Annotated in this window: 12 protein-coding genes and 1 tRNA gene; 3 read left to right on the top strand and 10 right to left on the bottom strand. The window is 72.0% G+C overall.

Annotated elements, in window-relative coordinates:
- Positions 1–13 precede the first annotated feature (13 nt).
- A tRNA-Val gene (locus tag AB1578_16060) sits at positions 14–88 on the bottom strand.
- Positions 89–242: 154 nt separating this feature from the next.
- Here AB1578_16060 and AB1578_16055 point away from each other — a divergent pair.
- Positions 243–545, top strand: coding sequence for a twin-arginine translocase TatA/TatE family subunit (locus AB1578_16055; protein MEW6489416.1), 303 nt, complete (start codon positions 243–245; stop codon positions 543–545).
- A 7-nt stretch (positions 546–552) separates the two neighbouring features.
- Positions 553–1,386: a twin-arginine translocase subunit TatC gene (tatC, locus tag AB1578_16050; GenBank protein MEW6489415.1), complete on the top strand. Its 834-nt coding sequence runs from the start codon at positions 553–555 to the stop codon at positions 1,384–1,386.
- Positions 1,387–1,470: 84 nt separating this feature from the next.
- Here tatC and AB1578_16045 read toward each other — a convergent pair whose 3' ends face one another.
- The 3 genes from AB1578_16045 to AB1578_16035 are packed head-to-tail and all read right to left on the bottom strand — an operon-like array spanning position 1,471 to position 4,462.
- Positions 1,471–2,364 carry a selenium metabolism-associated LysR family transcriptional regulator gene (locus AB1578_16045; protein ID MEW6489414.1) on the bottom strand — a complete coding sequence of 298 codons (894 nt, stop codon included), beginning with the start codon at positions 2,362–2,364 and terminating at the stop codon, positions 1,471–1,473.
- The gene (locus AB1578_16040) at positions 2,361–3,182 is read right to left on the bottom strand and encodes a DUF3786 domain-containing protein (GenBank protein ID MEW6489413.1); all 822 of its coding nucleotides are present in this window, start codon (positions 3,180–3,182) and stop codon (positions 2,361–2,363) included. The genes AB1578_16045 and AB1578_16040 overlap by 4 nt, the downstream gene beginning before the upstream one ends.
- Before the next feature lie 53 nt (positions 3,183–3,235).
- Positions 3,236–4,462, bottom strand: a complete 1,227-nt coding sequence (locus AB1578_16035) for a TIGR04013 family B12-binding domain/radical SAM domain-containing protein (protein MEW6489412.1) — start codon at positions 4,460–4,462, stop codon at positions 3,236–3,238.
- A gap of 181 nt (positions 4,463–4,643) precedes the next feature.
- Here AB1578_16035 and AB1578_16030 point away from each other — a divergent pair, with 181 nt between their 5' ends.
- The gene (locus AB1578_16030) at positions 4,644–6,944 is read left to right on the top strand and encodes a tetratricopeptide repeat protein (GenBank protein MEW6489411.1); all 2,301 of its coding nucleotides are present in this window, start codon (positions 4,644–4,646) and stop codon (positions 6,942–6,944) included.
- A 271-nt stretch (positions 6,945–7,215) separates the two neighbouring features.
- On the opposite strand, the gene AB1578_16025 is transcribed toward AB1578_16030, so the two are convergent.
- From AB1578_16025 to mutL, 6 genes are all read right to left on the bottom strand, one after another.
- The gene (locus tag AB1578_16025) at positions 7,216–7,821 is read right to left on the bottom strand and encodes a Maf family nucleotide pyrophosphatase (protein ID MEW6489410.1); all 606 of its coding nucleotides are present in this window, start codon (positions 7,819–7,821) and stop codon (positions 7,216–7,218) included.
- Between the two features lie 106 nt (positions 7,822–7,927).
- Positions 7,928–8,932: a tRNA-dihydrouridine synthase family protein gene (locus tag AB1578_16020; GenBank protein ID MEW6489409.1), complete on the bottom strand. Its 1,005-nt coding sequence runs from the start codon at positions 8,930–8,932 to the stop codon at positions 7,928–7,930.
- Positions 8,929–10,068 (bottom strand): hypothetical protein, encoded by a 1,140-nt coding sequence (locus AB1578_16015; protein MEW6489408.1) that lies wholly within the window; start codon positions 10,066–10,068, stop codon positions 8,929–8,931. Before AB1578_16015 ends, AB1578_16020 begins: the two co-directional genes overlap by 4 nt.
- Positions 10,069–10,351: 283 nt before the next feature.
- Entirely contained in the window at positions 10,352–10,594 is a 243-nt protein-coding gene (gene hfq / locus AB1578_16010; GenBank protein ID MEW6489407.1) for an RNA chaperone Hfq, read from the bottom strand.
- A gap of 57 nt (positions 10,595–10,651) precedes the next feature.
- A complete protein-coding gene (gene miaA, locus AB1578_16005) occupies positions 10,652–11,596 on the bottom strand; it encodes a tRNA (adenosine(37)-N6)-dimethylallyltransferase MiaA (protein MEW6489406.1) in 945 nt (314 codons plus the stop codon).
- A gap of 127 nt (positions 11,597–11,723) precedes the next feature.
- Complete coding sequence (mutL, locus tag AB1578_16000; GenBank protein ID MEW6489405.1) at positions 11,724–13,562, bottom strand: DNA mismatch repair endonuclease MutL; 1,839 nt, start codon at positions 13,560–13,562, stop codon at positions 11,724–11,726.
- Positions 13,563–13,860: the final 298 nt, after the last annotated feature.

Below are 13,860 nucleotides of genomic sequence, written 5' to 3'. Positions count from 1 at the left end.
GGACGAACAAGGATGGTAGGCACGGGCGGGATTGAACCGCCGACCCCCTGCGTGTCGGGCAGGTGCTCTCCCACTGAGCTACGTGCCTAAAGCAGTCGTCGTCGAGTGCGGCCCCGGCGCATCCGGCCCGGAGCCGCCCCTCTATACCAGCGTGCTTTTCCTCTTGTCAAGCCGCCTTGACACCCCGGATACCCACCTTCTATGCTCCGAGCCTGGTCGCTTCCCTCCCTCCGAGGTGCCCCTTGTTCGGAATGGGCATGTCCGAGATCCTCATCATCCTCGCCCTGGCCCTCATCGTGATCGGCCCGAAGAAGCTGCCGGATCTCGCCCGGGCGCTGGGGCGGGGGTTGACCGAGTTTCGCCGCGCCACCGACGACTTGCAGCGGACGATCTACCGCGAGGTCCACACCCCCCCCGAGCCCGAGCGCCACCGCAAGGAACTGGAGAAGAAACGCGCCCAGGTGCAGCCGGGCCCGCCCCCCGGGGAAGGGCCGGAGCCTCCCCCGGCTCCTCCGGAAGCGCCGAACCGGGACAGCGGGGCCTGAGCGAGCCATGGGAGAATCCGACCTGCGAGGGGACGCCGGGGGTGACGACCCGGACCTGGAGAAGCTCCCCTTCACCGCCCACCTGGAAGAGCTGCGCAGCCGCCTGATCAAGTGCTTTCTGGCAGTGATCGCCGGGTTTGCAGCGTGCTACGGGGTGAGCGACCGGCTCTTCGACGCCTTCGTGGCCCCTCTCGTGCGGTCCCTGCCCGAGGGGAGCCACCTGGCCATGATCCGGGTTCAGGAGGGCTTCGTCGCCCACCTCAAGGTCGGCATCCTCGCGGCGATCATCGTGTCGAGCCCCGTGATCTTCTACCAGGCTTGGAAGTTCGTGGCCCCCGGCCTCTATCCCCAAGAGAAGCGGCTCGTATGGCCCTTCGTGGGGGCGGCCACGCTGTTCTTTCTCCTGGGCACCTCGTTTGCCTACGGGGTGGTCTTTCCCTTCGGCTTCCAGTTCCTCCTGGGGTACGCCACCGGCGGCATCCAGGCCACCATCTCCATGGAGGCCTACCTCGACTTCGCCACCAAGCTCATGCTGGCCTTCGGGGTGGTCTTCGAGCTGCCGGTGGTGGTGTTCTTTCTGGCGCGGATGGGGGTGCTCACCCACCGGCCACTGGCGCGCAGCCGGGGCTACGCCCTGATCATCATTGCCATCGTCTCGTCGATCCTCACCCCCCCCGACCCCTTCACCATGATCCTCATGGCCATTCCCCTCTACGGGCTCTACGAGCTGAGCATCGTGGTGGCGCGGCTCGCCGGGAGGGCGCCCGAAGAGCCCAGCGAGACCGACGAGACCGGCGACGCGGAGGCCAAGGTGCCGGAGCCCGGGGGTAGGGATCCTTGACCAGCCGATCCACACACACGATCCGGAAGAGAACCCCCGGGCCCGCCGAGACCTCGGCGGTCCGAGGCCCAGCCTCTTCAGGCATCAGGCCTTGGACGAGGAAATCAGGAGGTCCAGGAAGGCCTGGGATGCCGGGGGCATGTGGCGCTGGCCGTCCCACACGGCGTGGAAGCGGCGCTGCACCGGGGGAAGACCCTCGACGGGGACAGGGACCAGCACCCCGGCCCGGGTCTCCCACACCACGGCGGCCTCCGAGAGGAACCCCGCGCCGATGCCCGCCTTGACGGCTTCCTTCACCGCGGTCGTGGACCCGAACTCCCCCACCACCGCCAGCGCGGCCGCCGGTACGCCTGCGGCCGCCAGTGCTTGCTCCACGGTGCGCCGCGTGCCGGAGCCCTCTTCCCGGAGCACCAGGGGCACCCGGCGCAGCCCGGCCAGGCTCAGGGGTGCCTCCACGCCGAAGCCGGGCGCCGCATACAGGAGCACCCGATCGCCCCACAGGGGCGCATAGGAAAGGCCGGACTCGTCGTCTTGGTTCCCCACCACCCCCAGATCCCCTTCCCCGGACCGGATCCGCTCCACCACTTCGGCGGTGCTGTGCACGCGCAGGCCCACCTGTACCTCCGGATGGGTCTTCTTGAAGCCGGCCAGGAGCGACGGCAGGAGGTACTCCCCCGGGATGGTGCTCGCGTCCACACGCAGGCGCCCCCACAGCAGCCCCCGGTAGGCTGCAGCCCGCTCCAGCAGGCGGTCCCGGGCTTCCAGGATGCGCCGCGCCTCGGGCAGGAGCAGGCGCCCCGCCTCGGTGGGCTCCACCGCGCGGGCCAGCCGGTCGAAGAGGGCGACGCCCAGCTCCTGCTCCAGCTCCTTGATCTGGCCGCTCACGGTGGGCTGGGTCAGGTAGAGGGCCTCGGCGGCCCGGGTGAATCCCCCCTGGTCCGCCACGCGCACGAACGCTTCCAGATGGCGCAAGTTCACGGAATCACCTCCGAGAGGTCCTCGCCCAGGAGCCGCTTCACCGCTGCTTCCGTCAGGAACACCAGGGCCTCCTGGTCCAGATAGTCGAGCACTCCCCGGTCCAGCAGAAAGGAGGCGCGGGCCCCGAACTCCTCCTGGGGGCCCCAGTAGAGCAGGAGGAGCTCCACCCGGGGCAGGGCCGGGAGGCGATAGGCCCGATCCGCGGACCCGAAGGCGACCGGGCTCCCCCCGAGGCGCCGGCAGGCGGCCTCCAGCTCGGCCTCCCGCCCCCCGAAGGCCTGGGCGACCCGGTCCCCGCAGGCCTCGAAGGAACGGGCCTTGCTCACGGTGTTGGGGAGCTCCCGGTAGGCGACCCACGCGCCCGCAGGGGCAGCCCCCGAGGCGCGGGTGACATAGATGGCAAGAAAGGTCTTCACCCAGATGGTGGGTTCCGGGCCTTCCAGGGCGGTCACGTCCTCCCGGCTCACCCGGTGGGGAGTCCCGAGGAAGGGCACCAGGAGGGTGTCGGGGGAGCCGGGGTCCCGCGTGGCCCCGCTGGCCCGCGCCCGCTCCCCGAAGTCGGCCTCCGCGAGCTTTCCCTTCAGGAACGCGAACGCCTGCTCGCTGGACTCGGGCTTGCGGCCCTCCCCCCGGGCCCGCCCCTCGGCGAGCCGCTCCTCCATGGCGGCGCGGGCCTCCGGGGCGAGGTGGGGACAGCCCGCGAGGGCCAGCCCTTCCAGGTACACCGCCGAGGCGAAGGCGAAGCACCCCCCCTTTGCGCAATCCCCGCAGTTGGTGCGAGGGAGGTCCCTGTAGATGTCGAGAACCTTGTAGGCCATAGCGACTTCCAGTCGGCTTGATTTATTGAGCCGATAGAGTAGGGGGATTTGCCTCACGGGTCCAGGCCCGGCAAGGGACCAGATGCTGCCCGGGCTCCCGCAGCAGGCGTGCGAATCCAGCCCCTGCGGGCCCACTCGATGATGGCCGCCGCCCAGCGCTCCTGCTCCTCCCAGTAGCCGTCCTCGCCCCCGGAGGCCCGAAGCCCCCGGAGGAAGACCCGGGTCTCCGGGTCCAGGGGCGCGGGCCTCCGACCCCACAGAAGCGTCCCCGGCAGGGGATGGAAGTAGTGGGCGTGGATCCTTGCCCCGGTATCCCGGCGCAGCCGCCGGGCCAGCGCGACCGTCGCCCGGCGTTCGTCTTGCGACTCCTCCGGCAGGCCGAAGATCAAGTCCACGTGGGGCAGGAAGCCGGCCTGGCGGGCGACCCGGGCAGCCCGCTCCACGTCGCCCACGGTGTGTCCGCGGCCCAGCCGCCGGAGCACCTCGTCGCTGCCCGACTGGGCACCGATCACCAGGGTGCGGTTTCGGCAATGCGCCCGCAAGAGCCCCGCCGCCTCGGGGGTCACCCGCTCGGGACGGACCTCGGAGGGAAAGATCCCGAGCTGGGGCTCCGTTCCCGCCGCCCGCAGGCCGGCCAGGAGCTCCTCCAGGGCGCCCAGGTCCCCGCCCCCCCCGTACGAGAGGGCGTCGGGGGTGACGAAGGAGAGCACCGGCCGGCCCCGGGCACGCAGCTCCCCCGCGGCTTCCCAAACCGCGGCCGCGCTGCGGTGGCGCGGGGGCCGCCCGCCCACGGCGCAAAAGCCGCACCGAAACGCGCACCCACGGGTGAGCTCGATGGGGCCGTGGCGGCCGCGGCCAAAGGGGGGCAGGGCATCGAGGGAGCACCCGCCGGACCCGACGAGCACCGGCCCGGTGCGCCCGTCGGCAGCGAAGAAGGCCGGGAGGGTCTCTTCCGCCTCCCCCACGAAGACGTGCTCGAACCCCAGCGCCAAAGTGCCCTCGGGGTCCGCCGAGGCGTGGGGCCCGCCAGCCAGGAAGCACAGCTCGGGGGCGTGCCGTCTGGCCGCGCGAAGCTCCGCCCGCACCCGAAAGAGCTCCGGCGTCGTAAACGAGTAGAGGGCCAGCGGGCGGGCCGCCCGAGCCCCAGCCCAGTGCGCGCGGGCGAAAAGCTCGGCCGGGGACGCGCAGACCTCCCAGGCAACGCCGCAGGCATCCAGGATGGCCGTGAGCACGTTGACCGTGTAGAGGTTGGTCCGGGTCTGGCGCACCAGGGCAAGCATGGTTCCTCTTTCGGGGCGGTTCCCCAGTCGGCCGTGGGCCCCAGTGGCGACACTGTGGCCTAGAAGTCCTTGAAGGACAAAGCGCTGAACGATGGAGGGCAGCCTTTGCCGACGGGGCACCGACCGGGTACCATGGCACCGACCTTGCTTCCCCGGTGTGGCTTCACCCAGGAGGAAACCCATGCGCCGCTTGTTTGCCCTGGTCTGCGTCCTTGGGGCGCTCGGCCTCGTCGGCTTCCCCGCCTTCGCAAGCCCGGAACGGGCCGCCGAGCACCGGCGGCGGGCTGCGGAATTCGTGCGGGCCGAGAAGCTCCAGGAAGCGGCCATCGAGCTCCGAAACGCGGTGCAGCTCGAGCCCCGCAACCCCGAGGGCTACCGGGCCCTGGCGGAGGTCTACTTGAGGCTCGGCGACGCCCAGGGCGCCTTCCGTCAGTATCAGGAGGTGGTGAGCCTCGACCCCGATGACGCGGACGCCCGCGTGAAGGTGGCCACCTTCTACCTGCTCGGCCGGCGCTTCCAGGAGGCCGAGACCCACGCCGCGAAGGCCGTGGAGCTGGCACCGGACCGGACCGACGCGCGGGTCGTCCTGGCGCGCGCGCTCTCGGCCCGCGAGGAATGGAAGGGCGCCATCGGGGCCCTGGAGGCCGCGGTGGAGAGGGCCCCCGACGACGAGGCCCTGCGGCTGGAGCTCGCCCGGCTGCACCTGGGCGCCGGCGATCCGGACCGGGCCGAGGCGGCCCTGCGCCGGGGGCTGCGCGACATTCCCCCCGCCAAGGGTCTCCGGGCCGCCCTGGCCAACCTGCTGGCCTCGCGGGAGAAGGTCTCCGAGGCGGACGCCCTCATGGACGAGGTCCTCCACCTCTCCCCCGGGGACCCGGCGGCGCGGCGCGCGGTGGCGCTCTATCGGTTGCGGCGGGGCGACCGGGCGGGGGCCGAGGCCCTTCTCCAGGAGTCGGTTGCCGAGGCGGACGCCGGGTCGACAGCCCGGACTCAAGCCCTGGGCGACCTGGCGAACCTCTTCTCCGTGACCGGCGACATCGAGCGGGCGCGCAACACCCTGGAGGAGCTCCAGCGGGTGGCCCCCGGCGACGCCGTAACCCTTGCCCGCCTGGCCAACATCCACCTGCTCACCGACGAGCCCGACCGGGCGGAGCCCCTGATCCGGCAGCTCGCCGAGGCCCACCCCGGCGACCGCAATGCCCGCCTCCTGCAAGCCCGGCTCGACCTGGCCCGGGGCCGGACCGCGGCGGCCCGGGAGGCCCTGGAGGAGCTCGTGGAGACGGCTCCCGACTCGGCCAACGCCAACCTCTTCCTGGGCAAGGCCTATGCCGTGGAGCGGCAGTGGGAAAAGGCCCGGGCGGCGTACCGCAAGGTGCTCGAAGAGGTGCCCGACCACTTCTTCGCCAACCTCGACCTGGCCAAGGTCTACCTGGAAATGGGGCGCGCCCGCGACGCCCAGGACCCCCTGCGCAGGGTCCTCAAGGCGCGCCCGGACCATCCCGAGGCGCGCCGCCTCCAAGCCGACGCGCTCCTGGCCACCGGCAAGGCGGCCGAGGCGGAGGCCGAGTACCGCAAGCTGGCCAAGGAGGCCGGCGCTCCGGGAGATGCCCTCTTGGAAATGCGCCTGGGCCAGGCCCTGGAGGCCCAGGGGCACACCGCCGACGCCCTGGCCCGGTACCGGGCCAGCCAGGAGCTCGCCCCCCGGGTGCTCGATCCCGTGCTGCGGCGCATGGCGCTCCTCCAGAGGCTCGGCCGGCACGACGAGGTAGGGGCGATTGGCGAAGCCTACTTGCAGGCGAACGGAGAGGTCCCGGCGGTGCTCAACGTGCTCGCGCTCCACGCCGTGGAGCGCAAAGAGCTCCCGGCGGCGGAGGGGTTCGTGCGCCGCAGCCTGGCGGTGGACCCCAAGTCTGCGGCCACCCGGGAGCTGGAGGCCCGCACCCTCCTGGCCAAGGGTGACCGCGCCGGAGCCCGCGCCTCCCTGGAGGCGGCCCTGGCAGCGGACCCGGCACGGGTGACGTCCCTTCTGCTCCTGGCCAACGTCCTGGAGGCGGAGGGCAAGGCGGACAACGCGCGCCGGGTCTACGAGCGCCTCCTGGCCGTGGACCCGGAAAACGCCGTGGCCGCCAACAACCTGGCCGTGCTCTACACGGGCGACGAGAAGCGCCACGCCGAAGCCCTGCGCCTGGCGCGACTCGCGGTGGAGAAGGCCCCGGACAACCCCTTCACCCTCGACACCCTGGGCTGGGTCCAGTTCCACACCATGGACTACCCGGGGGCGGTGCGAAATTTGGAGAAGGCCCATCAACTCCTCCCGGAGCACCCGGAGATCGCCTACCACCTGGGCATGGCCTACGAGAAGGCGGGCCGCCGCGACGACGCAAAGCGCCTGCTCCGAGCGGCCCTGGCAGCCCCGAAGAAGGGCGACTGGGCCTTCGACGCCGGCCAGGCCCTGGAGCGCCTGGAAAAGGCGGGGCCGTAGGATTTCCGGCGTGCCGCCGGATTTCAGTGTAGGGGCGCACCGCGGGCGCCCGCCCCCAGGGACGACAGCCGCCTCTCTCGCGGGCGCACGGCTGTGCGCCCCTACGGGCGGCCCAGCCGCACCGCCGAGCCACCCGGATCGAAACGAAGCGGGCTTCTTGAGGAAGGAACCACGAAGACACCAAGGCACGAAGAAGATCGGGATTGGGGGGGGCGGGGCCCGACGGACCCGTCCCTCGGTGCCTTCGCGGTGAAGCGCTCCGCGGGGGACTTCACCTCTCGGCCAGGAGCACGCGCACCCCGAAGCGATCCAGGAGCGATACGAGGGCCATGAGGGGCAGGCCCACCAGGGCCGTGAAGTCCCGCCCCTCCACCGCCTCCATCAGGGCGATCCCCAGGCCCTCGATGTGGAACGAACCCGCGGCGCCCAGGGGCTGTTCCACCGCCACGTAGGCCCGGATCTCCTCCAGGGCCAGGGGCCGCAGGGTCACGCGCACGACCTCCAGGGCCATCTCTTCCCGTCCTCCCCGGACCACGGCCAGGCCCGTGTGGAAGACCACCTGCCGCCCGGCCATGGCTTGGAGCTGCGCCACGGCGGCCTCCTCGGTCCCCGGCTTGCCCAGGAGCCGCCCTCTCCCGCCGGCCCCCCCCACCACCTCGGCCACCTGGTCCGACCCGATCACGAGCCGATCCGGGAATCGGCGTGCCACGCTCCGGGCCTTGCCCATGGCGTGGTGCACCGCCAGGGCGCCGGGCTCCAGGCCCGGCACCTCCTCTTCGGCGTAGTCCGGGGCCACTGCCTCGAAGGGGAGCCGCAGGCGGGACAGGAGCTCCCGGCGGGAAGGGCTCGTGGAGGCAAGGAGAATTGGGGGCTGCATGTGGCGGGTTGCTCGTTGTCCGTTGTCGGTTGGAGGCTGGAGTCTCCAGGGTCGAGCCGGGGCTGCTGACGCTTCACGTCTCACATTTCACTTTTCACGCCCCCCGTCACTCGTCACCCGCTGGCTCATTGGCCGCGAAGAAGGCCTCGGAGCGCTCCCGGACCTCCTCCAGGGACCGGCTGCTTTGCACGGCGGTGGCCAGGGTGTGTCCGAAGGGGTAGGTCTGGCTGAAGTAGAAGGTGAACTCCTTGATCCGGCCCAGGCGCCGCTCCGGGGCGAAGCTCTCCTCCACCAGGTCCAGGTAGCGCCGGTAGAGTCCGGGGCGCGACGGCAGCTCGCCTTCCACGGGCCCCTTCCCGCCGAACACCTCCTGCGCCACCCGGGAGAATAGCCACGGCCGGACGACCGCGCCCCGGCCGAGCATCAGTCCGTCGCAGCCGGACTCGGCCAGGCAGCGCCCGGCGTCCTCCACCGAGAAGATCCCTCCGTTTCCAACCACCGGGATGCCCACCCAGCCCTTGACCTTCCCGATCCAGGGCCACCGCGGCCGGCGCCCGTAAGGCTCGCCCCGCAACCGCCCGTGCACCGTGAGGAGCTCCACCCCCTCCCCTTCCAGCATGCAGCACAGGTCCCGCAGGGCCTCCTCGTCGAGCCGCTCGCCGAGCCGGATCTTTGCCGTCAGGGGCAGGGCAGTGCGGCGCCGGGCCTCCCGAACCACGGCACGGGCGGCGGCGGGCTGCGCGGCCAGCGCTCCCCCCGCGCCCCGGCGCCGGGCTTCCGGGGCGGGGCAGCCCAGGTTCAGGTCGATGGCGTCGGCCCCCAGGGCTTGGAGGACCTCGAACGCCGGGCCGACCTCCTCCGGGCGCGCCACCAGCACCTGATAGGAGAGGGGGGCTTCCGCTGCGGTGCGCCGCAGGTAGGGCGACGCGACCGGATCTTCGGCCGGAAGGCTCCGGGCCGAGAGCATCTCGGTGGCGTAGAGCCCCACCCCCCCGAGCTCGCCCAGGAGCCTGCGGAAGGCCGTGTGGGTCACCCCGGCCATGGGGGCGAGAAGAAGCGGCGGAGAAATCCGAAGCCCGCCGGCCCGAAGCTCCGGTACGGCCCCGGTCACCGCTCTCGCCACTCGGCCCGCACGGTGCGAACCGACCCGTCCGAGAGGTCCGACGTGGCGAGCCACGCGAGCCTCCCCCGGGGGAGGCGAAGCGCCCCCAAGAGAGCCTCCGGTCCGAGCCCCGCGTCCAACGCGTCCACACGCCAGACCGCCGACCGGTACCCTACTTCCTTCAGGGAGGCGGCGCGCACCTCGGTCACCGCGGGCAGGGCGCGCCCGATGGCCTCCACCAGCGCCGCCCCCGGGAGCCCTTCCACCACCAGGTCGAGCACCTGCCGGTCGTCCCCCAGGTTCCAACCGGACTGCTCCAGCTGGTCGAGCAGCACAGCCCCCAGGCGCTCCCCCGCCCGCCGCGCCGCCTGGGCCGTGGCGGCGACGGCATCCGGCCCCTCGCCCCACGCCGTCGCCTCGCTCTGCCCGAGAAGCCCCTCCCTGCGAGAGTCCACGATCCAGCCCTGTGCACGGATGCCCGACCGGGCCGGGCCGTCCCGTTCGGTTCCCGGCCCACCTTCGGCGTCCTCCGGCGGCAACCTTCGGGGCTCGTCCTCGGGCCCGGCGGCGGTGACCAGCAGGGCCACGTGGCAGCCCAGGTCCCGGGCCCACCTCGCCGCCTGCGCCTCCCCGGCCGCCTCCTCCGACGGAGCTTCCGGCAGAGCCCGAACCACATAGCCCTGGGCTTCCAACACCCGCCGCAGACCTACGGCAATCGCCGTTGCGCCGGGGCCGCCCAGGGGTGCCACCAGAAGGCGGGGTCGCGCCGTGAGCTGGTGCACCCGGAAACCCTTGGCCCGAAGCTCCGTGAGCACCCGCTCCGCCGCCACCTCGGCCTCGACGCGCACGACGAAATCTCCCCGCTCGGTTCCCTCCGAGGAGATGGAGTAGCGCTGGATGTAGGGAGAGGGCCGCGCCAGAAACGTCCCGCGCACGTCGTTGGCCCGGGTGCGCAGCTCGGCGGGCGAGACGTGGCGCTCGAGCACCGCCTCCACGGCCCGCGCCAGGGCCACGGCCAGGGCCGAGCGCTGGGCTACCGCCGGGTCGGCCTGCGCGGCCGCGACCCTCCCCTCGGCAAAGACCGTGAGCGCGAGCGCTGGGGGTGCGAAAGGCAAGAGCAGCACGGCCAGGCACAGGAGCCCCAATACAGGCGACCTCTTGCGCCGGAAGGGAGAACGGCCAGTCACGGAAGTCGGCTCGGAGGAGTCGCGGTGGGTCCGCTTCGCTTGACCCACCCTACGTCTCTCGACGAGGCCCTGGGGTGGAGCGAGCATCCCACAGGCAATGCTTGAACTACCAAGGCACAAAGACACGAAGAATGCACACTTCTGTTTTCCCCGATCTTCTTTGTGTCTTCGTGCCTTCGTGGTTCGAAGGTTTCGCGCCCCCTGGCGCACCCATGCCCCGATGGTCCGAGGCGCAGCCGCGCTAGAAGTTCTCGTAGATCGCCTCGAACTTCTTCAGGGGCTCGAAGGGGCGGATGTGGGAGATGGCGTGCTTGTAGAGGAGGTGGTAGCTGCCCCCGCTTCGGATCACGACGCAGAAGTTGTCGAAGGCCTTCAGGGCTCCTTCGATCTCCTCCCCCGAGAGGAGCCGCACCGTCACGTCCACCTTTTCGCGGCGCAGGTTGTTCAGGAACTGGTCCTGGATGTTGATCTTCGTCTTGGCCATGGCGGCCACCTCCAAGGAAAGGGAGCAAGAGAGCGGCGAAAAAATCGAGAGCCCGTATCATAGCGGTGCACCGTTTGTTTGCAAGAATTTTCTCACTTGGTCGAGAATGGCCCGCCAATCTGCGGCTTGCACCCACTGGAGCTCCATCCTGCGGAACCAGGTCAACTGGCGCTTCGCGAAGCGCCGGGTGCTCTGTTGAATCGACGCCACCACGCTTCCCCACTCCCCCCCCTCCCGCACCCAGCGGGCGAGCTCCCGGTAGCCGATGGCCTGGAGCCCCGGGGCCCCCAGCGGCAGCCCTGCCTCCAGGAGCCCGCGCACCTCGTCGGCCCATCCCGCCTCCAGCATGGCGAGCACCCGCCGGTCGATCCGGCGGTAGAGCTCGTCCCGGGGCACGTCGATCCCGAGGCGCAGCGCCGCGTAGGGCTGGCCCGAGAAACCGTGCCCGGCCTGCAGGGCCGAGAGCGGCACCCCCCCGATCCGCCACACCTCGAGCCCCCGCAGGATCCGGCTCTTGTCGTTGGGGTGGAGACGCGCCGCGAGCACCGGGTCTGCGGCCTGTAGCTCGGCGAAGAGCCCAGCCTGCTCCCCGGCTTCCCAGGCAGCCAGCAATCGGCTCCGCAGGGCAGCGTCCCGGGGAGGGGCCGGGGCCAGCCCCCCGAGGAGCGCCTTGAGGTACAGCGCCGTGCCGCCGCAGACCAGCACCGGGCGTCCCCGCGCGCGGATCTCCCGGATCGCCTGGTCCGCGTCGGCCCGAAAACGCCCCGCGCTGTACGCCTCGGTGGGTTCCGCCACGTCGATGACGTGGTGGGGCACCCGGGCTCGCTCCTCCCGCGTGGGCTTTGCCGTGCCGATGTCGAGGCCCCGGTACACCTGGAGCGCGTCGGCCGACACGATCTCGCCCCCCAGCTCCTTCGCCAGTGCCAGGGCCAGGGCCGACTTCCCCGACGCGGTGGGTCCCGCGATGACGACGATCGGCGGCGGAGAAAAAGAGCCGGTCATTGGGTGTTGTCGCGGGCCGCTCATCGGCAATCCCTGATCCTCGGCAAAGGGACCCAAAGGACATCAGGGACATCAGGAACAACCGCTTCACGTCTCACGTCACCCGTCTCACGTTTCACGTCTCACCTCACCCCCGATGAAACATCCCCTCCACGTCCCGGCGGCGCAGGCGAAGGAGCAGGGGGCGGCCGTGGGGGCAGTGGGTGGGGTGACGAAGGGGCTCCAACTGCCCCAACAGTGCGGCCACCTCCGAGGGCTCCAGCGCGGCGCGGGCCTTCACCGCCGCCGCGCAGGCGGCCCGGCGGGCCAGGGCCTCGGCACGGCTCACGGGAGCGCCGGCCTCCCCGCCCTCCCTTCCCTCACCATCGGGTCCGAGGAGGTCGCGCACCGCCGCCCGGGCGGCCTCCGGCGAGAAGCCCGCCGGCGTCTCGGTCACCGCCACGGCGCTGGGGCCGAACGCCTCGGTGCGAAACCCCAGGACGGCGAGGTCTTCGCGCCGTTCCTCCCAGGCGGCCCTCTCGGGGGGCGAGCACTCCAGGGTGAGGGGGAGGAGCAGGGGTTGGGCCCTGCACGGCCCCCGTTCCCTCGCCTCCAGGAGCGCCTCGTAGAGCACCCGCTCGTGGGCCGCGTGCTGGTCGAGCAACACGAGCTCCCGGTTCTCCCGATCCTCGAAGAGTAGATACGTCGCGTCAAAGGCTCCCAGGTAGCGAAGCCCCGTGAAGCGCCCTTCCGAGGGCAGGGCGCCGGTCTCCTCCAAGCCCGAGAAGCGGCGAAAAAGGGGCTGGGCCGAAGCGGCGCCGCCCCGGGGCGGCCACTGCTCGCGATACCCCGCCGCGGCCCCGCCCCCTCCCCCTCTGCTACCCTCCAGGCGGCGGGCATACCCGTGCAGGGCCTCCCCGACCCGCGCCACGGCCTCGGCACCCACCGGCGAGGCGGGAAGCGCCTGCGGCGCGCTTCGATAGGCGGCATCGGGCCGGAAACCGCCGGCGAGGGCCTGGGCCGTGTGCCCGGCCACCCACCGGAAGATCCGGCCCTCGTCCCGAAACCGCACCTCGCGCTTGGCGGGGTGCACGTTCACGTCCACCTCGTCCGGGGGAAGCCCCAGCCACAACAGGGCCACCGGGAACCGACCGCTCTCCAGGAGGCCCCGGTAGCCTTCCAGGAGCGCGCGAAACAGGAGCCGGTCCTGCACGGGTCGGCCGTTGACGAAAAGGCGCACCCCCTTGCGGTGCCCCCGCCCCTCGTGGGGGGCCGCGAAGGCCAGGGAGAACTCCAGCCCGTCGGCCTCCCCGTAAGACCAGCGCAGGCCCCCGGGGGCCTCCGCGCCCGCCACCTCCGCGGCCCGCTCCTCCAGGCTCTGGTCCGGGGGCAGGGCGAGCAGCAGGCGGTCGCCGCTGCGCAGCTCGAAGCCGACCCGAAAGTGGGCCAGGGCGAGCTGGGTCACCGTCTCCACCACGTTTCGCAGCTCGGTGGCGTCGCCCTTCAGGAACTTGCGGCGCGCCGGCACGTTGAAGAAGAGATCCGCCACCTCCACCGACGTTCCCCTCGCCGCCCCGCGAGCCTCCACCGAGACGAGCCGGCCCCCCTCGGCCCGCACCTCGGTCCCCTCCGGGTCGCCCTCGGCCCGGGTCAGGAGCCGAAACCGGCTCACCGAGGCGATGCTCGGCAGGGCTTCGCCCCGAAACCCCAGGGTGGCGATGCGTTCCAGATCTTCCGCCCCGGTGAGCTTGCTCGTGGCGTGCCGCTCCAGGGCCAAGACCGCGTCGTCGCGCCCCATCCCCGAGCCGTCGTCCTCCACGGCCACCGACCGCTTCCCCGCCCCCTCCACCCGCACCCGGATGCGGCGGCCCCCGGCGTCCACCGCGTTCTCCACCAGCTCCTTCACTACGCTCGCCGGACGCTCCACCACCTCGCCCGCGGCGATGCGGTTGGCCACCTCGTCGGGCAGCACGCGAATCTTCCCCATGGTCACCTCCGCCGGCACTCTAGCACCCGGGCTCCCGGCGGCTCAAGGCGCCCGCACAGGCTGGGGGCTCCTTCGCCCACTCGGGGAGGTCTTGGGGTACAAGCCAGTGAAGAACCGGTCTTCGGAACCACCAGGACACCAAGACACGAAGAATACGGTACCCCTTCGTCTCTTGGGCCCTGCCGCCGTCTCTGCCTCGGCGCCTTTTCCGTGGGCGCGTGCGGGTTTGCGTAGCGGCGGAGAGCTCGGGAATACGGCCGTTTCACCCGTAGGGGCGCACAGCGTGCGCCCGCCCTCG

This window comes from Thermodesulfobacteriota bacterium, from assembly GCA_040756475.1.
Taxonomy (GTDB): Bacteria; Desulfobacterota; Deferrisomatia; order Deferrisomatales; family JACRMM01; genus JBFLZB01.
Note: the sequence above shows the minus strand (reverse complement) of the source record. Positions and strands in the feature narration are given on the sequence as shown.

Coding starts and splice junctions, on each gene's coding strand:
- tatC (MEW6489415.1), top strand. CDS start 553: ATGGGAGAATCCGACCTGCGAGGGGACGCCGGGGGTGACGACCCGGAC.
- AB1578_16040 (MEW6489413.1), bottom strand. CDS start 3,182: ATGGCCTACAAGGTTCTCGACATCTACAGGGACCTCCCTCGCACCAAC.
- AB1578_16035 (MEW6489412.1), bottom strand. CDS start 4,462: ATGCTTGCCCTGGTGCGCCAGACCCGGACCAACCTCTACACGGTCAAC.
- AB1578_16030 (MEW6489411.1), top strand. CDS start 4,644: ATGCGCCGCTTGTTTGCCCTGGTCTGCGTCCTTGGGGCGCTCGGCCTC.
- AB1578_16025 (MEW6489410.1), bottom strand. CDS start 7,821: ATGCAGCCCCCAATTCTCCTTGCCTCCACGAGCCCTTCCCGCCGGGAG.
- hfq (MEW6489407.1), bottom strand. CDS start 10,594: ATGGCCAAGACGAAGATCAACATCCAGGACCAGTTCCTGAACAACCTG.
- miaA (MEW6489406.1), bottom strand. CDS start 11,596: ATGACCGGCTCTTTTTCTCCGCCGCCGATCGTCGTCATCGCGGGACCC.
- mutL (MEW6489405.1), bottom strand. CDS start 13,562: ATGGGGAAGATTCGCGTGCTGCCCGACGAGGTGGCCAACCGCATCGCC.